The sequence below is a fragment of the Pseudomonas sp. BR20 genome (genome assembly GCF_050780135.1).
Lineage (GTDB): Bacteria > Pseudomonadota > Gammaproteobacteria > Pseudomonadales > Pseudomonadaceae > Aquipseudomonas.
Genome location: NZ_CP172012.1, coordinates 6,519,455 through 6,537,386 on the forward strand (window position 1 = coordinate 6,519,455; position 17,932 = coordinate 6,537,386).

At 61.2% G+C, this 17,932-nt stretch carries 18 protein-coding genes; 6 read left to right on the top strand and 12 right to left on the bottom strand.

Features of this window, described 5'->3' with window-relative positions; all coding sequences use genetic code 11:
- Positions 1–65: 65 nt before the first annotated feature.
- The 4 genes from ACHPFG_RS30105 to ACHPFG_RS30120 all read right to left on the bottom strand — a co-directional run bounded on the left by ACHPFG_RS30105 (position 66) and on the right by ACHPFG_RS30120 (position 4,283).
- Entirely contained in the window at positions 66–980 is a 915-nt protein-coding gene (locus ACHPFG_RS30105) for an SdiA-regulated domain-containing protein (protein ID WP_131697547.1), read from the bottom strand.
- Between the two features lie 122 nt (positions 981–1,102).
- Positions 1,103–2,029 (bottom strand): SdiA-regulated domain-containing protein, encoded by a 927-nt coding sequence (locus tag ACHPFG_RS30110; protein WP_431701221.1) that lies wholly within the window; start codon positions 2,027–2,029, stop codon positions 1,103–1,105.
- Between the two features lie 171 nt (positions 2,030–2,200).
- A complete protein-coding gene (locus ACHPFG_RS30115) occupies positions 2,201–2,866 on the bottom strand; it encodes a fumarylacetoacetate hydrolase family protein (RefSeq protein ID WP_431701222.1) in 666 nt (221 codons plus the stop codon).
- A gap of 22 nt (positions 2,867–2,888) precedes the next feature.
- A complete protein-coding gene (locus ACHPFG_RS30120) occupies positions 2,889–4,283 on the bottom strand; it encodes an FAD-binding oxidoreductase (protein ID WP_053127893.1) in 1,395 nt (464 codons plus the stop codon).
- 205 nt (positions 4,284–4,488) lie between these two features.
- On the opposite strand from ACHPFG_RS30120, the gene serA reads away from it, so the two are divergent.
- Complete coding sequence (gene serA, locus ACHPFG_RS30125; RefSeq protein WP_010167810.1) at positions 4,489–5,718, top strand: phosphoglycerate dehydrogenase; 1,230 nt, start codon at positions 4,489–4,491, stop codon at positions 5,716–5,718.
- Positions 5,719–5,786: 68 nt separating this feature from the next.
- Here the strand turns inward: serA and ACHPFG_RS30130 are convergent, their stop codons facing one another.
- The gene (locus ACHPFG_RS30130) at positions 5,787–6,227 is read right to left on the bottom strand and encodes a DUF4399 domain-containing protein (RefSeq protein WP_131697550.1); all 441 of its coding nucleotides are present in this window, start codon (positions 6,225–6,227) and stop codon (positions 5,787–5,789) included.
- 134 nt (positions 6,228–6,361) lie between these two features.
- On the opposite strand from ACHPFG_RS30130, the gene ACHPFG_RS30135 reads away from it, so the two are divergent.
- A complete protein-coding gene (locus tag ACHPFG_RS30135) occupies positions 6,362–6,886 on the top strand; it encodes a transporter substrate-binding domain-containing protein (protein WP_431701223.1) in 525 nt (174 codons plus the stop codon).
- On the opposite strand, the gene ACHPFG_RS30140 is transcribed toward ACHPFG_RS30135, so the two are convergent.
- Positions 6,837–7,319 carry a DUF523 domain-containing protein gene (locus ACHPFG_RS30140; protein WP_431701224.1) on the bottom strand — a complete coding sequence of 161 codons (483 nt, stop codon included), beginning with the start codon at positions 7,317–7,319 and terminating at the stop codon, positions 6,837–6,839. The two genes, ACHPFG_RS30135 and ACHPFG_RS30140, sit on opposite strands and share 50 nt — an antisense overlap.
- Positions 7,320–7,321: 2 nt before the next feature.
- On the bottom strand, positions 7,322–7,954 hold the full coding sequence (locus ACHPFG_RS30145) for a 2OG-Fe(II) oxygenase (RefSeq protein WP_431703534.1): 633 nt from the start codon (positions 7,952–7,954) through the stop codon (positions 7,322–7,324).
- A gap of 131 nt (positions 7,955–8,085) precedes the next feature.
- Between ACHPFG_RS30145 and ACHPFG_RS30150 the strand changes: the two genes are divergently transcribed.
- Positions 8,086–8,838 (top strand): DUF2059 domain-containing protein, encoded by a 753-nt coding sequence (locus ACHPFG_RS30150; protein WP_131697553.1) that lies wholly within the window; start codon positions 8,086–8,088, stop codon positions 8,836–8,838.
- A 58-nt stretch (positions 8,839–8,896) separates the two neighbouring features.
- Here the strand turns inward: ACHPFG_RS30150 and ACHPFG_RS30155 are convergent, their stop codons facing one another.
- Positions 8,897–9,838, bottom strand: a complete 942-nt coding sequence (locus tag ACHPFG_RS30155; RefSeq protein WP_431701225.1) for an alpha/beta hydrolase — start codon at positions 9,836–9,838, stop codon at positions 8,897–8,899.
- 99 nt (positions 9,839–9,937) lie between these two features.
- On the opposite strand from ACHPFG_RS30155, the gene ACHPFG_RS30160 reads away from it, so the two are divergent.
- Both ACHPFG_RS30160 and ACHPFG_RS30165 read left to right on the top strand, forming a co-directional pair.
- Positions 9,938–10,513 (top strand): DUF6436 domain-containing protein, encoded by a 576-nt coding sequence (locus ACHPFG_RS30160; RefSeq protein ID WP_131697555.1) that lies wholly within the window; start codon positions 9,938–9,940, stop codon positions 10,511–10,513.
- Between the two features lie 30 nt (positions 10,514–10,543).
- The gene (locus ACHPFG_RS30165) at positions 10,544–12,898 is read left to right on the top strand and encodes a penicillin acylase family protein (protein WP_431701226.1); all 2,355 of its coding nucleotides are present in this window, start codon (positions 10,544–10,546) and stop codon (positions 12,896–12,898) included.
- A 29-nt stretch (positions 12,899–12,927) separates the two neighbouring features.
- Here ACHPFG_RS30165 and ACHPFG_RS30170 read toward each other — a convergent pair whose 3' ends face one another.
- On the bottom strand, positions 12,928–13,899 hold the full coding sequence (locus ACHPFG_RS30170; protein WP_431701227.1) for a GlxA family transcriptional regulator: 972 nt from the start codon (positions 13,897–13,899) through the stop codon (positions 12,928–12,930).
- 291 nt (positions 13,900–14,190) lie between these two features.
- On the opposite strand from ACHPFG_RS30170, the gene ACHPFG_RS30175 reads away from it, so the two are divergent.
- The gene (locus ACHPFG_RS30175; protein WP_131697558.1) at positions 14,191–14,832 is read left to right on the top strand and encodes an HD domain-containing protein; all 642 of its coding nucleotides are present in this window, start codon (positions 14,191–14,193) and stop codon (positions 14,830–14,832) included.
- A gap of 111 nt (positions 14,833–14,943) precedes the next feature.
- Here ACHPFG_RS30175 and ACHPFG_RS30180 read toward each other — a convergent pair whose 3' ends face one another.
- Genes ACHPFG_RS30180 through ACHPFG_RS30190 form a run of 3 tightly spaced genes read right to left on the bottom strand, consistent with a single transcriptional unit; the run spans position 14,944 to position 17,884 of the window.
- Positions 14,944–15,828 (bottom strand): ABC transporter permease subunit, encoded by an 885-nt coding sequence (locus ACHPFG_RS30180; protein ID WP_015886412.1) that lies wholly within the window; start codon positions 15,826–15,828, stop codon positions 14,944–14,946.
- Positions 15,825–16,745, bottom strand: a complete 921-nt coding sequence (locus ACHPFG_RS30185) for an ABC transporter permease subunit (protein WP_027608406.1) — start codon at positions 16,743–16,745, stop codon at positions 15,825–15,827. The genes ACHPFG_RS30180 and ACHPFG_RS30185 overlap by 4 nt, the downstream gene beginning before the upstream one ends.
- Positions 16,742–17,884 carry an ABC transporter ATP-binding protein gene (locus tag ACHPFG_RS30190; protein ID WP_027608405.1) on the bottom strand — a complete coding sequence of 381 codons (1,143 nt, stop codon included), beginning with the start codon at positions 17,882–17,884 and terminating at the stop codon, positions 16,742–16,744. The genes ACHPFG_RS30185 and ACHPFG_RS30190 overlap by 4 nt, the downstream gene beginning before the upstream one ends.
- Between the last annotated feature and the right edge of the window lie 48 nt (positions 17,885–17,932).

A 17,932-nucleotide genomic window follows, 5' to 3' on the forward strand; every position in this document is an offset into this window, starting at 1 on the left:
ACCAAATGTGGGAGGGGCGGTGCGACGATTCGACTTGCCCCCTCCCACATTGGGCGGCGGTATTTTCAGGATTCTGGTTTCTTGAACACGTAGAACAGGTTCGGCTCGCTGACGAGATACAACGTGCCCTCGTCATCCATGGCGATTCCTTCGGCCTGGGGCACCCGTTTTTTCAGGCCATGGCGCCCATTGAGCAGAGATAAGCTGCTCAATGGGCGACCGTCGATATCCAGCTCCAACACCAGAAACGACTCATCCGACAGCGCCAGCAAATGGCCGCTGCGCTCGTCGTATTGCAGGCTCGACAGGTCGCGCACAAACAACCCGGCATCGCGCTTGGGGTTGTTGATCACGTGCACCGAGTAGGTTTTTTCCGGTTTGAAATGGGGAAAGCCGTGGACCTCGTAGATCAGCATCGGGTCGCGCTCCTTAGCCACGAACAGGCGCTTGCCTACCGAGTCATAGGCCAACCCCTCAAACCCCTTGTTGCCCCCCACATGCAGGCCCAGGGTCATCTGTTCCGCATCGGCGGCGTCGAGGAATTGGGTATCGTCGTCCACATGCACCTTGATCAGCCGCTGCTGGCGTTCGTCGGTGATGACGTAAATGTTGTCGCTGATAAATTCCACCGCCTCAGCATCACCAAACCCCACCAACGGGATACGTCGCAGGATCTTGCCCTCAAGGGACAGCTCGATCAGCTCGGCGTTTTTATTGGTAACGGTAAACAGGCTCTTGCGCACCGGATCGTAGGTGAGGGCCGAGACATCGTCGTCGAGCCCTTCGATAACCTGGGCCTCAAGGGTCACTCGGTAATCCGCCAGGCCGATGGAGCGCTCGTCCGCCGGCTGACGCCAGGCCTGCCAGTTGAACCAGGCGCGCTCGAACAGGCGAAAGTGCTGCGCAACAGCCCCGGCGCTGACCAGGGCGATCAGCACAAGCATAAAGAGAATGGGTTTGGGGCGGGCAAATCGACGCATCGGGGGGGTGCTCAAAGTCAAAAGTGGCGAATGAATATCACGCCTGTCTGAATTTAAACTTAAACGCACCCTGGTGTCTGGCGAATGCCGCTAATAGAGAAATATCCGACGTGATTCGTCTGTTATTTCTGCTTTTCGAAACGATAGAACAGGTTTGGCTCACTGACCACGTAGAGCGTTCCGTCCTCATCCATCGTTACCCCTTCAGCACGGGGGATGGTGTTCTTGAGGCCATTGAAGCCACCGAGCAGGGTCATGAAGCTGACTTGTTCACCCTTCTCGTCCAACTCCAGCAACAAGTGCGAATCGGCCGACAGCACCAGCAGATGGCCGGTGCGCGGATCGACGGCCAGGGCCGAGAGGTTGCGCATGTCCAACTCTTTACTGGCCAGTTTCTGCTTGCCGCCCTCGAGGGCCTGGCTACCATCGCTTTTCCAGGTGAATAACGCCGGCGGGCGCTCTTCGCCGAGGATCAACTGCTGGTTGCGCCTGTCCCAGGCCACGGCTTCGAAGGCTTTGTTCTGGTCTTTTGACGGACCGAGGTCGTAGTTGGGAAAGTCCGCCTTGTTCAATTGCTGGGTGGCGGCGTCGACCTTGACAATGGTCAGGCTGTGCTGGCGTTCGTCGACCACCGCCATCAGGCCATTTTCCATCACGGTCACGCCTTCCGGGTTGTCCCAGCCATTGAGCGGCATCTTGCGCAGTACATCGCCCTGCAGGCTCAGTTCGACGAGGAAGGGATTCTTGCCCATCACGGAAAACAGGGTTTTGGTCTGCGGATTGTAGGAGATGTCCGAAGCCTCATCCTTCTCCATACCCGGCAACAGCTTGGCGTCGATGACGACGTGATAGTCAGGCAACCACACACTTTCGCTGCGCTCGGCGGGAGTTTCAAAGCCCTCCAACACCCACAGCACGCCGCGATCGTCCCAATGCATGGCCCAGGAAACGCCATAGACGATCACCCCCGCCAGAAACAGCCAGGAATACCAGCGCAGGGCAAAACGAGAACGCGGCTTGGGTGTGGCGGAAGGCAGGGACACGGCCATTGGGTGCTTTTTCCGGAAAGTCAGCGGTAGGTGATAGCACAGGATCAACAGACCCGCGCGCTGAAGGCTGAGGATTATCCGGATGGCGTGTGAAAAAAATGCAAAAGCCGATGCACGAGATAGACTCGGACCCAATGTGGGAGGGGACTTGCCCCCTCCCACACCAGGTGCTTAGCGAACGCTGCTTTCGAAGCGGTTCACACCCGTCAGCTCCAACACCAGGTCATCACCCACATTCAACGGGCCCACGCCGGCCGGGGTACCGGTGAGGATCACGTCGCCCGCCTGCAGCGAGAAGCAACCGGCCATGTACTGGATCATCGGTACGATCGGGTTGAGCATGCTCGCGCTGTTGCCGTCCTGACGCACTTCGCCGTTGATGGTCAGGCGAATGCCAATGTCGGTCACGTCCGCGAAGGTGCTGCCGACCACGAACGGCGCAAGCACCGCTGCGCCATCGAAGGACTTGGCGACTTCCCATGGCAGGCCCTTGGCTTTCAGTTCGGATTGCTTATCGCGCAGGGTCAGATCCAGGGCAGGAGCGAAGCCGGAGATGGCATCCAGCACTTCTTCACGGCTGGGCTTGTTCGACAGCGGTTTGCCGATCAGCACCGCGATTTCCGCCTCGTAGTGTACCGAACCACGCTCGGTCGGAATGCTGAAACCGCCTTCCAGCGGCACTACGCAACTGCCCGGCTTGATGAACAGCAACGGCTCGGTCGGCACCGGGTTGTCCAGTTCCTTGGCATGTTCGGCGTAGTTACGCCCAATGCACACCACCTTACCCACCGGAAAGTGGATGTTGGTGCCGTCGACATACTTGTGCTGGTAGCTCATGAAACGACTCCTTCGGGGGCGGTTAAACAGCGAATATCTTGCCAGGGTTCATGATCCCGTTCGGGTCGAACACCGCCTTCACTGCTTTCATGTATTCGATCTCAACCGGCGAGCGGCTGTAGGTCAGGTAATCACGCTTGGTCATGCCCACGCCGTGTTCGGCGGAGATCGAACCGTTGTACTTCTGAACGGTTTCGAACACCCACTTGTTCACAGTGGCGCACTTGGCGAAGAACTCATCCTTGCTCAGGTTTTCCGGCTTGAGGATGTTCAGGTGCAGGTTGCCGTCGCCTATATGGCCGAACCAGACAATTTCGAAGTCCGGGTAGTGTTCGCCGACGATCGCGTCAATTTCCTTCAAGAATGCCGGCACTTTCGAAACGGTGACCGAAATATCGTTCTTGTACGGCGTCCAGTGGGAAATGGTCTCGGAGATGTACTCGCGCAGTTTCCACAGGTTGTGCAGCTGGGTTTCGCTCTGGCTCATCACGCCGTCCAGCACCCAGCCCTGCTCGACGCAGTGCTCGAAGGTTTCCAGGGCGTGGTTGGCGACTTCTTCGGTGGTGGCTTCGAATTCCAGCAGCGCGTAGAACGGGCACTCGGTTTCGAACGGCGCGGGCACGTCGCCGCGACCGAGGACTTTGGCCAGCGCCTTATCGGAGAAGAACTCGAAGGCGGTCAGGTCCAGCTTGCTCTGGAAGGCGTGCAGCACCGGCATGATCGAGTCGAAATCGGTGGTGCCGAGCACCATCGCCGTGAGGTTTTTCGGCGCACGGTCCAGGCGCATGGTGGCTTCGACCACAAAGCCCAGGGTGCCTTCGGCGCCGATAAACAGTTGGCGCATGTCATAGCCGGTGGCGTTCTTGATCAGGTCGCGGTTCAGCTCCAGTACGTCACCCTTGCCGGTGACGACTTTCATGCCGGCCACCCAGTTGCGGGTCATGCCGTAGCGAATGACCTTGATCCCGCCGGCATTGGTGCCGATATTGCCGCCAATCTGGCTGGAACCGGACGACGCGAAGTCCACCGGGTAGTACAGGCCTTTTTCTTCGGCGACGTTCTGCAATTGCTTGGTGACCACGCCCGGCTGGCACACCGCGGTGCGGTCGGTAAGGTTCACGTCGAGGATCTGGTTCATATAGTCGAACGAAACGACCACTTCGCCATTGGCCGCCACGGCAGCAGCCGACAGACCGGTACGACCACCGGATGGCACCAGCGCCACCTTATGCTCATTGGCCCAACGGACAATGGCCTGCACCTGTTCGGTGGTCTTGGGGAACACGATGGCGGTCGGCGCGGGCGCGAAGTGCTTGGTCCAATCCTTGCCGTAAGCCTCCAGGGAGTCGGCGTCGGTCAGCACTTTGCCGGGCTCAACCAGGGTCTTTAGCTCATCAATCAGGGCAGGATGGGTCATCGACAGAACTCTCGAACAATTCATGGTCATCCTGAGAACGCTTCACGTCGCAGGAATAGGTGTTTAGCGGGGCGCGTATGCTAGCATACCGCCCCCGCAGGACAGAGCCCAAGGGCGTTTCTGCGGTGACGGCTTTCCTGCCGTCCGGGTCAGCTTGCGCTGCTCGATTCCCTGCCATTTTTCTCCGGGATACAGGTTTACGCAGATGAGCAAGACTTCTCTCGATAAGAGCAAGATCAAGTTCCTTCTTCTGGAAGGCGTCCACCCATCGGCCGTCGACGTACTGAAGGCCGCCGGGTACTCCAGCATTGAGTACATCACCAGTTCTCTGCCGGAAGCCCAGCTCAAGGAAAAGATCGCCGACGCGCACTTTATCGGCATTCGCTCCCGCACTCAGCTGACCGAAGAGATCTTCGACCACGCCAAGAAACTCGTGGCGGTCGGCTGTTTCTGCATCGGCACCAACCAGGTCGACCTCAACGCAGCGCGCGAGCGCGGCATTGCAGTGTTCAACGCGCCGTACTCCAACACCCGTTCCGTAGCGGAACTGGTGCTGGCCGAGGCCATCCTGCTGCTGCGCGGTATTCCTGAGAAGAACGCTTCCTGCCACCGTGGCGGCTGGATCAAGAGCGCGGCCAACTCCTTCGAAATCCGGGGCAAGAAGCTGGGTATCGTTGGTTACGGCTCGATCGGTACGCAACTGTCGGTACTGGCCGAAGGCCTGGGCATGCAGGTGTTCTTCTACGACACCCTGACCAAGCTGCCATTGGGCAACGCCACCCAGGTGTCGAGCCTGACCGAACTGCTGGGCATGTCCGACATCGTCACCCTGCACGTTCCGGAAACCGCTGAGACCCAGTGGATGATCGGCGAGAAGGAAATCCGCGCCATCAAGAAAGGCGGCATCCTGATCAATGCTGCACGCGGCACCGTGGTCGAGCTGGACGCCCTGGCCGACGCGATCAAGGACAAGCACCTGATCGGCGCCGCAATCGATGTGTTCCCGGTGGAGCCACGCTCCAACGACGACATCTTCGAAAGCCCGCTGCGTGGCCTGGACAACGTGATCCTGACCCCGCACATCGGCGGCTCCACCGCTGAAGCCCAGGCCAACATCGGCCTGGAAGTGTCGGAGAAGCTGGTCAAGTACAGCGACAACGGTACGTCGGTCTCGTCCGTCAACTTCCCGGAAGTGGCCCTGCCGGCTCACCCTGGCAAGCACCGTCTGCTGCACATCCACCAGAACATCCCTGGCGTGATGATGGAGATCAACAAGGTCTTCGCGGAAAACGGCATCAACATCTCCGGTCAGTTCCTGCAGACCAACGAGAAGGTCGGCTACGTGGTGATCGACGTCGATGCCGAGTATTCGGACCTGGCGCAAGAGAAGCTGCAGCACATCAACGGCACTATCCGTAGCCGCGTGTTGTTCTAACGCTGCAAACGCGGCACAAAAAAATGGGAGGCCCGCGTGGGTCTCCCATTTTTTTGTCTGAACACATCTTACTTGACGTTAACCGTGATGACTTTCGAGGCTACCGTCGGGTCGAACTGCATGTGCAGCTTGTCGCCGGCCACCAGTTGCAGGGTGTGTTTGCCTGGGGTGAGGGTCAGCTCGGTCTCGGTCTGGGCCTTGCCGTAGTGAATCACGGTGTCGGTGGCCGGGATCGGCACGCTGGCGTCAGGCAGCGCTTTCTGGTCGATCAGCAGGTGGTGGTGGCCGGTGCCTGCGGTTTGGTCAGTGGCCGGGGCCAGCTTCAGGCCTTCCATGCCGAATTTGACGGTGAAGGTTTTATCGACGGTGGCACCGTCTTTTGGCGAGACGATAAACACTTTGGCGCCTTCGGGTGGAGCGCTGCGCGGGATGCCGTCGGCGGCGGTCGCCAACATCGAGGCACCCAGCAACAGGCTGGCAATCGTTGCACGGGACAATAGGGCTTTCATTCGCTTCTCCAGTTTTTCTGTGAAATCTGTAGGGTTTCGACAACTTCGCGATAAATTGCTGTCCAAGGCACTCACCACCATAGCAAAGCGATGCTGAACGGCGCCTCGCACATTCGAATTCTCTAGGAGTGACCATGCGCTTTTCGCCTGGCCTGTTACTTTTGCTACCCCTTCTGAGCCCCCTGGCTCACGCCGAACTGATCGACGATGTAAATGATCGCGGCGAACTGCGCATCGCCCTTGAAGCCAACACCCCGCCCTACAACTTCAAGGAAGGCGACAAACTCACCGGCTTTGAAGTCGAGCTGGGTGAACTGCTGGCAAAAGAAATGGACGTGCGCCCCTCATTTATCACCACCGATGACGCCGATATGCTGCCAGGGGTCTCAACCGGTAAATACGATGTGGCCATCAACCATATCGCTATGACTGCCGAGCTTAAGGATCGTTTCGATTTCAGCGAGGCTTATCACGAGAAGCCTGAGTTGGCGATCCCGTTCCAGAAGGGCAACCCGGCCTTCAAGACGAGCTTGGACGGGGCACTGAAGCGGGTGAAGGACGATGGCCGATTAACGGCGCTGTCGCAGAAGTGGTTCGAGGGCGACGCCCCTACAGGCGCGCCAACGCCTGTGCCGCCTCAGGCAACTCCAGCTCACTGAACACCTGCACGCCATGGCGCTTGAGCAGCGCCGCCGTTACACCCTCGCCACTGACCTTTACACTGGTGAAGGTACCGTCATAGGTCAGCAGGTTGCCGCAGGACGGGCTATTGGCCTTGAGGATGGCGATACGGATGTCATGGCGCTGCACCAACGCCAGAGCTTGGCGGGCGCCGTCGAGGAAGGCGGCGCTGAAGTCTTCGCCCTCGGCAGTCAGCACTCGGGCGCGGCCTTCCCACACATCGATGCCCTGCCCGCCCGGAATCTCGGCAGAGGGCCTGGGCGTCGGCAAACCGCCCGACACTTCCGGGCAGATCGCAACCACACGACCTTCAGCCTGCCACGCCGCCAACGCGTCGAACGGCCCGCTGGCCCCGCCGTCGTAGCGCACCTTGTGGCCGAGCAGGCAGCGGCTGATCAGAATCTTTTGCATGGTTAAAACGGCTCGTTGCCGCGCCGGCGAAACCACCCGGTGAGGGACAGGCGTTCGCGCGTGGCTGGCATGACTTCGTGGGGCACCTCGCCCGACAGGAACACCACCAGGCTTCCGCCGGTGGGCACCACATCGTATTCGACGCCGTCCTTGAGGTACATGCGCAACTGGCCACCGTGCTCGGGCAGCCAGGCATCGTTCAAGTAGATCACCGCCGAGACCATGCGCCGGTCGTCGTCGCGAAAACGGTCGAGGTGCCTGAGGTAAAACGCGCCGGGCGGGTACATCGCGAAGTGGCTTTCGAAATTCTCCAGGCCGAGGAACAAACCACGGTTCATCGCCAGGCGCAGGCTGTCCATCACCGCCATATAGCTGTCGCAGACCGCCGCGTCGCCCTCCTCCAGCCACTGGATATGGTCGCCGCGAATGCCCTCGCGAATCTCCTGGGCCGGTCCGCGCCCCACCGCCGCAGGGGCTAATTCGCCCTCGGCCGCACGTTTACGGCACTCAGCCGCCAGTTCCAGGGTCAGAGCCTGGGGCAGGAAGCCGTTCTGCTGCGACCAGCCTTTTTCGGCCAGGTCATCAACGATGCGTTGCAGCAGGGGGTGATCGAGGGGTATTTGCATGGCGCGCATAGTATCCATACGCCTGTGAATCCGACAGAGCCGCCGAGCGTCTGAATACACTTTAGTCAGGTGACTGATAGGACTTCTCGACAAATCCTACGCCCGACACGGACAATAGTGGCCGACTGACAGGAGTCCATATGCGTCGTTTGTTTTTTTCCTTGCTGATGTTCTGCGTTTTGCCCGCCTGGGCAGACGGCCATGACCAGTTGTACAAGGTCGCCGGCTGGGCCGAACAACGTGCGCACTTCAATGACGCCCTCAGTGCTGCCCAGCAACGCTACCGCAATAGCCTGCCGCCGGCGGTGTACCAGGCGCTGGTGGACAACAGCAATAAACGCTTTGGCGCCCAGGCCATGGACCAACGTGCCGAGGCGCAACTGCGCAAGAACCTGGCGGACCCCAAGCCCGCCTTGGCGTTCTTCCAGTCGCCGCTGGGCCGCAAGATCGTCGCCGCCGAATTGCTGGCCACGCGCCGTGACCAACTGGCAAAAAATGCCCAGGGCCTGCCCAAGATCGAAGCCGACGCCACCCGCAGCCTGATCATCGGCCACCTGGCCCAGGCCCTGCCTGCCCGTGAAGCCGGGGCCGAAGTGAGCCTGGCGATTGCCGGTGTAGCCGCCGACAGCTTGAGCCAGATGATCCCCGGCCTGCTGGGTGGTGGCCAGGCTCAGGGCATGTTGAATGGGCAGCGTGAGCGGCTGATGCAACAGATCGACAAGGACTTGAACAACACGTTGCTGTACGTCTATCGGGATTTGTCCGACCCTGAGCTGGAGGAGTTCGCGACGTTTGCGGAGTCGCCGGAGGGTAAGGCGTATTACCAGGCGGCGCTGGCAGCGATTCGTGCGGGGCTGGCGGTCGGCCAGAGCACTTCAAGCCTGACGCAGTAGAAAATGTGGGAGGCGCGGTGCGACGATTCGACTTGCCCCCTCCCACATTTGGATTGTGTTATTTCAAATGGTCTGTCAAATACCGGAAATACTCTTCACGAATCTCCGGAATCTCATTCGCCAGGTGATGCCGGCCACGCGGCAGCATTAACACCTCGGGCTGGTCGAACTTGCCCCGCAGCACCTGCAAGTTGTGCTGCCAATCCACCGTCATGTCTTCCTCACCCTGCACAATCACCGGCCGCCGTGGGCTGCGCGGGGCGGCTTCGATGCGTTTGATCCAGCGCGCCAGCGCCCCTACCCAGGCGGTTGGCAATTGGCGCGGCTGAAGCGGGTCGGCCTCCAGGAACGGCTTGAACTGCGGGTCATTGGTGTTCTCGCTGAAACGCCGGGCGATGCCTTTGACGAACGGGCGCAGCAGGTAATAGCTGACCTGCGACCACCCCCACGCACGCGGCCGCACCAGCGGTGAGAGCAGGAAGGTCTTGCCTTGGGCCGGGCTCTCGGCCCCCTGGTTGAGCAGGTGGTCTACCACCACCGCGCCGCCGGTGCTTTGCCCGAACAAATGCCAGGGCTGCGGCAATTGCAGCGCTTGGGCCTGGACGAACAGCGCCTGCACCACATCCTGGTACACGGCAAAATCATCGATGCTGGCGCGCGCGCCGCTGGACAAGCCATGGCCCGGCAAATCGCAGGCGATCACCACAAAGCCCTGGTCCAGCGCCCAGTTCACTACGTGGCGATACAGGCCCATATGGTCGTAGAAGCCGTGGAACATAAACATCGTCGCCACCGGCACGGGCGGCCACCACACCTGAGCGACCACCTCAAACCCAGCCACCTCGAAACGCCCCAGCCGACTCACTGTCGGCACTTTGCGTGTGCTCAGGTCCAGTCCATAGAAACGCTGGTAGACCCGCGCTTCGGCTGAAAGCGGTTGCGCATCCACCAGGGGCCGCAGGCTTTCGCGAAGGTGATCAGGGTCAAAGGTCACGGGCATAAAGGGTTCCAGACTTGCGGCGAAGATGAATATCGAGCTGCGATATTCATCTGTCAGGACAAGCATGGCAAGCTACGCGACCTGCGAGGATAGATCCGAATGCGACAGCCTTACCGTAACGCCCTGTTCGCCAGCCTGATCCTGATCATCTGCGCCGGTGTGCTGTGGGCGGCGTATGACTGGTTCCAGGGCCGCTACCTGCGCGCTTTCAGTGAACACACGGCAGTGTTTTCCGGCGATGCCCTGCAACTGCCCGCCGAACTCGCAGGCCCCGGGCCGATCCGCCTGGTGCATTTCTGGGATCCGGCTTGCCCGTGCAATGTGGGCAACCAGCAACACCTGGGCGAATTGATCGAGCAGTACGCGCCCCAGGGCGTCGAGTTCTATGCCCTGCAAAAAGCCGGCAGCCACGGTCAGTTGCCCGATAACCTGCGCCAGATGAAAACCCTCACCGCCCTGCCCGGCGCCGACCAAGTGCCGGCCAGCCCGGCCGTGGGCATCTGGGACCGAACCGGCAAGCTCGCGTATTTCGGGCCGTACAGCGAAGGGCTGACGTGTAACGCCAATAACAGTTTTATCGAGCCGATCCTGAAAGCCCTTGAAGCTGGGCGAGAGGTGAATGCCACGCACACCCTGGCGGTGGGCTGCTATTGTTCGTGGTCGAAAGATTTGTAGCTCGCCACCCACTCTCGGTAAGGAATGTCCATGAAGCGCGTCTTGCGGGTTCTCGCGGTTCTGCTGGTGCTGATCGGCCTCGGTGCGGGCTGGTACGTCTACAGCAAGCAACCCAGCCGCCAGGGCACGGTTGAACTGGCCAACCTGCAAGGCTCGGTCACCGTGCGCTACGACGACCGTGGCGTGCCGCATATTCGCGCCGAGAACGAGACCGACCTGTATCGCGCCCTGGGCTACGTGCATGCCCAGGACCGCCTGTTCCAGATGGAGGTCATGCGGCGCCTGGCCCGTGGCGAGTTGGCCGAGGTGCTCGGGCCGAAGCTGCTGGAGACCGACAAGCTGTTCCGCAGCCTGCGCATTCGCGACCGCGCCGCCACCTACGTGGCGCAGCAGGACCATGAGTCGGCGCATTGGAAGGCCCTGCAAGCCTATCTGGACGGGATCAACCAATATCAGGACAGCCACGCCCGCCCGATGGAGTTCGACGTGCTGGGCATCCCCAGGCGCCCGTTTACCGCCGAGGACACCATCAGCGTCGCCGGGTACATGGCCTACAGTTTTGCCGCTGCATTTCGTACCGAACCCTTGCTGACTTACCTGCGCGACCAATTGGGCAGCGATTACCTGAAAGTCTTCGACCTCGACTGGCAACCCAAGGGCGCCCTCAACCTCGCCGACAGTGACTGGAAAACCCTCGACGCCCTCGCAGCCCTGAGCGAGCAGGCGTTGGCCGACAGCGGCTTGCCGCAATTCGAGGGCAGCAACGCCTGGGCCATCAGTGGCAGTCGCACCAAGAGCGGCAAACCGCTGCTGGCGGGTGACCCGCATATCCGCTTCTCGGTGCCATCGGTGTGGTACGAGGCGCAACTGTCGGCGCCGGGGTTTGAGCTGTATGGCTACCACAACGCGCTGGTTCCCGTGGCCTTCCTCGGGCACAACCTGGATTTCGGTTGGAGCCTGACCATGTTCCAGAACGACGACCTCGACCTGATCGCCGAAAAGGTCAACCCGGACAACGCCAACCAGGTCTGGTACCACGGCCAGTGGGTCGACATGACCCGCAGCGAGCAACAGATCGCCGTAAAAGGCCAGGCACCGGTCAGCCTCACCCTACGCCAGTCGCCCCACGGCCCGATCGTCAATGACGTGCTTGGCGAGAACGGCGGCAAGACGCCGATTGCCATGTGGTGGGCGTTCCTTGACACCCAGAACCCGATCCTCGAAGGTTTCTACCAGCTCAACCGCGCCGACACCCTGGCCAAGGCGCGCGCGGCGGCGGCCAAGGTGTCGGCACCGGGGCTGAATATCGTGTGGGCCAATGCCAAGGGCGATATCGGCTGGTGGGCGGCGGCACAGTTGCCGATTCGCCCGGCAGGTACCAACCCAGGTTTTATCCTCGACGGCAGCACCGCCCAGGCCGACAAGCCGGGCTTCTACCCCTTCAGCGCCAACCCCCAGGAAGAAAACCCGGCGCGTGGCTATGTGGTGTCGGCCAATGCCCAGCCAGTATCGCCCACCGGCATGGAAATCCCCGGCTATTACAACCCCGCCGACCGTGGCCAGCAGTTGAACGCGCAGTTGAGCGACAAGAGCGTGAAGTGGGATGTGAACAACAGCCAGGCCCTGCAACTGGGCACCACCACCGCCTTCGGCCCGCGCCTGCTCGCGCCGCTGTTGCCGGTACTGCGCGAGGTGGTCACGGACCCGGCGCAGTTGAAGCTGGTGGAACAGCTTGCCAGTTGGAAGGGTGACTACCCGCTGGATTCCACCAGCGCCACGCTGTTCAACCAGTTCCTGTTCAACCTCGCCGACACGGCTTTCCACCCGAAACTGGGCGACGGTATGTTCAAGACCCTGCTCACGACCCGCGTGATCGACGCCGCCCTGCCCCGCCTGGCTGCCGACCCGGCCTCGCCCTGGTGGGACGGCAAGCGCGCCGACAGTGTCAAGCGGGCCTGGGACAACAGCCTCGCGCACCTCAAGGCCACCTTCGGCGATGACCCGACGCAATGGCAATGGGGCAAGGCCCATACCCTGACCCACGGTCATCCGCTGGGCTCACAGAAACCCTTGGACCTGATCGTCAACGTCGGCCCGTTCCCGGCCCCCGGCACCCACGAAGTGCCGAACAACCAGTCGGCCGTCATCGGCCCCGCGCCATGGCCAGTGACCTACGGCCCTTCGACCCGCCGTCTGATCGACTTCGCCGATGTGGCCCATGCACTGACGATCAACCCGGTCGGACAAAGCGGTGTGCCGTTTGACAAGCACTATGGCGACCAGGCAGAGACCTATATCGAAGGCGGTTACGAGCAGGCGCATTTCAGTGATGAGGAAGTCACGGCGAATACGCGCGGCACCTTGAAGCTACTACCGGCGCGGTAGCCCTATGCAAGCCAACGCCTACAGTTGGTCTACGCCGTTGCTGGGGGCGCGAAGTTGAGCCGAAACTGCTGCGGCGTCACCCCCAGGCGGCGATTGAACACACTGCGCATGTGCTGGGCATCGCGAAAACCGCATTGGTACGCCACGGTTTTCAATGGCGCGTGAGTACTTTCAAGCATCACCCGCGCCGCATCCACCCGCGCCCGCTCAACAAATTCCGCAGGCGTAACCTGCGCCTCCCGGGCAAACACCCGAGAAAAATTGCGCGCGCTCATATTGGCGGCCCTTGCCAGGTCGGCGATGGTCAGATCCCCGGTCAAATTCGCCAATACATACAGCTGCACCAGCGCTACCGCCGATGTGGTTTCGGCGTGGGGTGTAAGAAACGGGCTGAACTGCGACTGCCCGCCCGAACGCTGGGTGAACACCACCAGGCGCTTGGCCACGCTCAACGCCACTTCCGGGCCGTGGTCCTGGGCCAGCAGGTACAGCGACAAGTCGATGCCCGCCGTGACGCCGGCCGAGGTGTAGAGGTTGCCGTCCTGCACGTAGAGGCGGTCGGCTTCGACCTGGGCCGAGGGGCACAGACGCGCCAGGTCGGCGGCATCGTTCCAGTGGGTAGTGACGGTTTTGCCATCCAGCAATCCAGCGCGCGCCAGCATGAAAGCGCCGTTGCAGACAGAACCGAAGCGTTGCGCCCTGGCGGTTGCACCCCGTAGCCACTCATCGAACGGCGCGCCGAAATCTTCGAACGGCAGCTGCGGGCCACCGGCGACCAGCAGCAAGTCATAGGCTTGCAGGGCTTCGCTGTAATGCCGATGGGCCTGCAATGCCAAACCGTTGGAGGCGGCCATGGTGCCGTGGCCCAGCCCGATGACCTCTATCTGGTAGTGATCCTGGGGCGGCAGAAAGCGGTTGGCTTCGCAGAACACATCCATGGGACCGGTCACATCCAGTGACTGGACGCCGGGGAAGATCAGGATCGCGACGGTCTTGTGCATGCTCACAGACACCTTTTTCTAGCGGAATAAAATGCAAACCCTGTGGGAGGGGGCTTGCTCCCGATGGCGCTGTATCAGTCAGCAGATGCAGTGCCTGGTACTCAGCAATCGGGAGCAAGCCCCCTCCCACACTGGGATTTTCGCAGGCTTCCAGAGTGATATCGCCCGCTACACCCTAGCCGATTTCCCCTTGGCACGATGTGGCGGCAGATTGGCCGGGATCGCACCCTCGTCACCCTGGCCGCTTCACGGGCGCGCGACCAGACTGGATGCTTTCCAGAGGAGAACACCATGACCACCACCATCGCCGGCATCAAGATCCCGGACAGCGCCCTGGCCAAGGCCACCACCGAATACATCCGCGACATCGAATCCGACCTGCTCTACCACCACTCGCGCCGGGTGTTCCTGTTCGGCGCCTTGAGCGGTGAGCGCAAGCAGTTGGCCTACAACCCGGAGCTGCTTTACGTCGGCGCCATGTTCCATGACCTGGGCCTGGTGGAAGGCCATCGCAGTGACGACGAACGCTTCGAAGTGGACGGCGCCAACGCCGCCGCGGCCTTTCTCAAGCCTTACGGGCTGAGCGACGACGATATCGAACAGGTGTGGCTGTCCATCGCCCTGCACACCACGCCGGGCGTACCGCAGCACCTGCGCCCGACCGTGGCCCTGGTGACAGCCGGCGTCGAAATGGACGTGCTGGGCATGGACTACGCCGCGTTCAGCAGCGTGCAGCGCGACGCCGTGGTGCATGCGCATCCACGCGGTGAAGGGTTCAAGGAGTGCATCATCTGCGCGTTTGCCGACGGCTTGCGCCATCGCCCGCAGACCACGTTTGGCAACGTGAAGACGGATGTGCTGGTGGATCAGGAGCCGGGGTTCAAGCCGATGAATTTTGTCGAGGTGATTCGCAAGTCGCCGTGGTTGGCGTAGCGGAGTTGAAATGCGATCAAATGTGGGAGGGGCTTGCCCCCGATTGCTGAGTGTCAGTCACTGCATCTATTGACTGACCCACCGCCATCGGGAGCAAGCCCCCTCCCACCTTTAGACCGGCGCTGGAGCCCGACGCTTGTCTGGTTGCTGCCAACCATCGGCAGCGGCTTCTTCGATGGCTTGCTGGATGGCCTTCTTGCGCATCTCTTCGGCACGTCGGCTGAAGAACCACACCAGGAAGGTCACCAGCGACACCGCCAGCAGAATCAGGCTGGCCACGGCGTTGATCTCGGGTTTTACCCCAAGGCGCACGGCCGAGAACACTTCCATCGGCAACGTCGTAGAGCCCGGGCCCGAGACGAAGCTGGCCAGTACCAGGTCATCCAGGGACAGTGCGAACGACATCATGCCGCCCGCCGCCAACGACGGCGCGATCATCGGGATGGTGATCAGGAAGAACACCTTCCACGGCCGCGCGCCCAGGTCCATCGCCGCTTCTTCGATCGACAGGTCCAGCTCACGCAAGCGCGCCGATACCACCACCGCCACATACGCCGCACAGAACGTGGTGTGGGCGATCCAGATGGTGACGATGCCACGCTCCTGGGGCCAGCCGATCATCTGCGCCATGGCCACGAACAGCAGCAGCAGCGACAGACCGGTGATCACTTCCGGCATCACCAACGGTGCGGTCACCAGGCCGCCGAACAGCGTGCGGCCCTTGAACTGGCTGATGCGCGTCAGCACAAACGCCGCCAACGTACCCAGCGCAACGGCAGCCACCGCCGTGTAGCAGGCGATTTCCAGGGAGCGCGCCACCGAGCCCATCAACTGGGTGTTGTCCAGCAGGCCCACGTACCACTTGATCGACCAACCGCCCCACACCGTTACCAGCTTGGATTCGTTGAACGAGTAGATCACCAGGATCAGCATCGGCAGGTAGATGAACAACAACCCCGCCACCAGCATGAAGCTTGAGAAACTGACGCGCTTCATATCTTGCCCTCCATCTCTTTGGCTTGGCTGCGGTTAAACAGAATGATGGGCACGATCAGGATCGCCAGCATCACTACCGCCAGGGCAGACGCCACCGGCCAGTCACGGTTGTTGAAGAACTCTTGCCACAACACTTTACCGATCATCAGGGTTTCCGGGCCGCCGAGCAGTTCCGGGATCACGAACTCGCCCACCACCGGGATAAACACCAGCATGCAGCCGGCGATGATGCCGTTCTTGGACAGCGGCACGGTGATTTTCCAGAAGCTGTTGAAGGTGCTCGAACCGAGGTCCGATGCGGCTTCCAGCAGGCTCTGATCATGCTTCACCAGGTTGGCGTACAGCGGCAGGATCATGAACGGCAGGTACGAATAGACCACGCCGATATACACCGCGATGTTGGTGTTGAGGATCTGCAGCGGCTCGTTGATCAACCCCATGGACATCAGGAAGCCATTGAGCAAACCGTTGTTGCTGAGGATGCCCATCCACGCATACACGCGGATCAGGATCGCGGTCCAGGTCGGCATCATGATCAGCAGCACCAGCACGGTCTGCATCTCTTTGCGCGCAGTGGCAATGGCGTAGGCCATCGGGTAGCCGATCAGCAGGCACAGCAGCGTGCTGAAGAACGCCATTTTCAGCGAGCCCAGGTACGCCGCGATGTACAGCTCATCACCTGCCAGCAAACTGTAGTTGGCCAGGTTCAGCACCACCTGCAGCTTCTGTTCGACGTAGGTGTAGATCTCGGTGTACGGCGGGATCGCTACGTCGGCTTCGGCGAAGCTGATTTTCAAGACGATGAAAAACGGCAGGGCGAAAAACAGGAACAGCCACAGGAACGGAATCCCGATGACCACCTGCTTGCCACTGGGGACGATGCGGTGCAAGCGCCGCTTGAGCTTCTTCATGTTCATGTGCGCAGTACCACGCCGCTGTCGTCTTCCCACCACACGTACACCTGGTCACCCCAGGTTGGGCGCTGGCCACGGCGTTCGGCGTTGGCGACGAAGGACTGCACCAGCTTGCCGCTTGGCAGCTCGACGTAGAACACCGAGTGGCCGCCCAGGTAGGCGATGTCGTGCACCTTGCCGCTGGACCAGTTGTGCTCGCAGGTCGGCATTTCCGTGGTGACCAGCAGTTTTTCCGGGCGGATGGCGTAGGTCACCGACTTGTCTTCCACCGAGGTGGCGATGCCGTAGCCCACGTAGATGTCGCGGTCCAGGTCCGGGCACTTGAGCACCGCGTGGCCTTCGGCGTCGTCCACCACCTGGGTGTCGAAGATGTTGACGTTACCGATGAATTCGCACACCAGGCGGCTGGTCGGCGTCTCGTAGATGTCGATCGGGCTGCCGATCTGGGCGATCCAGCCCAGGTGCATGATCGCGATGCGCTCGGCCATGGTCATGGCCTCTTCCTGGTCGTGCGTCACCATCACGCAGGTCACGCCGACGCGCTCGATGATCTCTACCAGTTCCAGTTGCATCTGCGAGCGCAGCTTTTTATCGAGAGCGCCCATCGGCTCATCGAGCAGCAGCAGTTTCGGGCGCTTGGCCAGTGAGCGCGCCAACGCCACACGCTGACGCTGGCCACCGGACAACTGGTGCGGCTTGCGCTTGGCGTACTGGCTCATCTGGACCAGCTTGAGCATTTCGGCCACGCGGGCATCGACCTCGGCCTTGGGAATCTTGTCCTGTTGCAGGCCGAACGCGATGTTCTGCGCTACGGTCATGTGCGGGAACAAGGCGTAGGACTGGAACATCATGTTGATCGGCCGCTCGTAGGGCGGCATATCGGTGATGTCCACACCGTCGAGGTAAATCCGACCTTCAGTCGGGCGCTCGAAGCCCGCGAGCATGCGCAGCAGGGTGGACTTGCCCGAACCCGAACCGCCGAGCAAGGCGAAGATCTCGCCTTTCTTGATTTCCAGGGACACATCGTCCACGGCAATCGTCTCGTCGAACTTCTTCGTGACCCGGTCGATTTTGACCAGCACCTTTTTCGGTGTCTGGTCGCCCTCGAGGGCTTTCTTATAGGCGCCGGAGGCAACTGCCATTTACGAAACTCCCAAAAAAGAGTGCAGTTCGCCCGAGGCGGGCGAACC

Bases quoted from the DNA above. Each gene is read 5' to 3' on its own strand.
- ACHPFG_RS30165 (WP_431701226.1), top strand. From the start codon at position 10,544: ATGAAGCGCGTCTTGCGGGTTCTCGCGGTTCTGCTGGTGCTGATCGGC.
- ACHPFG_RS30120 (WP_053127893.1), bottom strand. From the start codon at position 4,283: ATGACCCATCCTGCCCTGATTGATGAGCTAAAGACCCTGGTTGAGCCC.
- ACHPFG_RS30140 (WP_431701224.1), bottom strand. From the start codon at position 7,319: ATGCAAAAGATTCTGATCAGCCGCTGCCTGCTCGGCCACAAGGTGCGC.
- ACHPFG_RS30170 (WP_431701227.1), bottom strand. From the start codon at position 13,899: ATGCACAAGACCGTCGCGATCCTGATCTTCCCCGGCGTCCAGTCACTG.
- ACHPFG_RS30145 (WP_431703534.1), bottom strand. From the start codon at position 7,954: ATGCGCGCCATGCAAATACCCCTCGATCACCCCCTGCTGCAACGCATC.
- ACHPFG_RS30110 (WP_431701221.1), bottom strand. From the start codon at position 2,029: ATGGCCGTGTCCCTGCCTTCCGCCACACCCAAGCCGCGTTCTCGTTTT.
- serA (WP_010167810.1), top strand. From the start codon at position 4,489: ATGAGCAAGACTTCTCTCGATAAGAGCAAGATCAAGTTCCTTCTTCTG.
- ACHPFG_RS30180 (WP_015886412.1), bottom strand. From the start codon at position 15,828: ATGAAGCGCGTCAGTTTCTCAAGCTTCATGCTGGTGGCGGGGTTGTTG.
- ACHPFG_RS30160 (WP_131697555.1), top strand. From the start codon at position 9,938: ATGCGACAGCCTTACCGTAACGCCCTGTTCGCCAGCCTGATCCTGATC.
- ACHPFG_RS30190 (WP_027608405.1), bottom strand. From the start codon at position 17,884: ATGGCAGTTGCCTCCGGCGCCTATAAGAAAGCCCTCGAGGGCGACCAG.
- ACHPFG_RS30155 (WP_431701225.1), bottom strand. From the start codon at position 9,838: ATGCCCGTGACCTTTGACCCTGATCACCTTCGCGAAAGCCTGCGGCCC.
- ACHPFG_RS30135 (WP_431701223.1), top strand. From the start codon at position 6,362: ATGCGCTTTTCGCCTGGCCTGTTACTTTTGCTACCCCTTCTGAGCCCC.
- ACHPFG_RS30130 (WP_131697550.1), bottom strand. From the start codon at position 6,227: ATGAAAGCCCTATTGTCCCGTGCAACGATTGCCAGCCTGTTGCTGGGT.
- ACHPFG_RS30175 (WP_131697558.1), top strand. From the start codon at position 14,191: ATGACCACCACCATCGCCGGCATCAAGATCCCGGACAGCGCCCTGGCC.
- ACHPFG_RS30115 (WP_431701222.1), bottom strand. From the start codon at position 2,866: ATGAGCTACCAGCACAAGTATGTCGACGGCACCAACATCCACTTTCCG.
- ACHPFG_RS30185 (WP_027608406.1), bottom strand. From the start codon at position 16,745: ATGAACATGAAGAAGCTCAAGCGGCGCTTGCACCGCATCGTCCCCAGT.
- ACHPFG_RS30105 (WP_131697547.1), bottom strand. From the start codon at position 980: ATGCGTCGATTTGCCCGCCCCAAACCCATTCTCTTTATGCTTGTGCTG.
- ACHPFG_RS30150 (WP_131697553.1), top strand. From the start codon at position 8,086: ATGCGTCGTTTGTTTTTTTCCTTGCTGATGTTCTGCGTTTTGCCCGCC.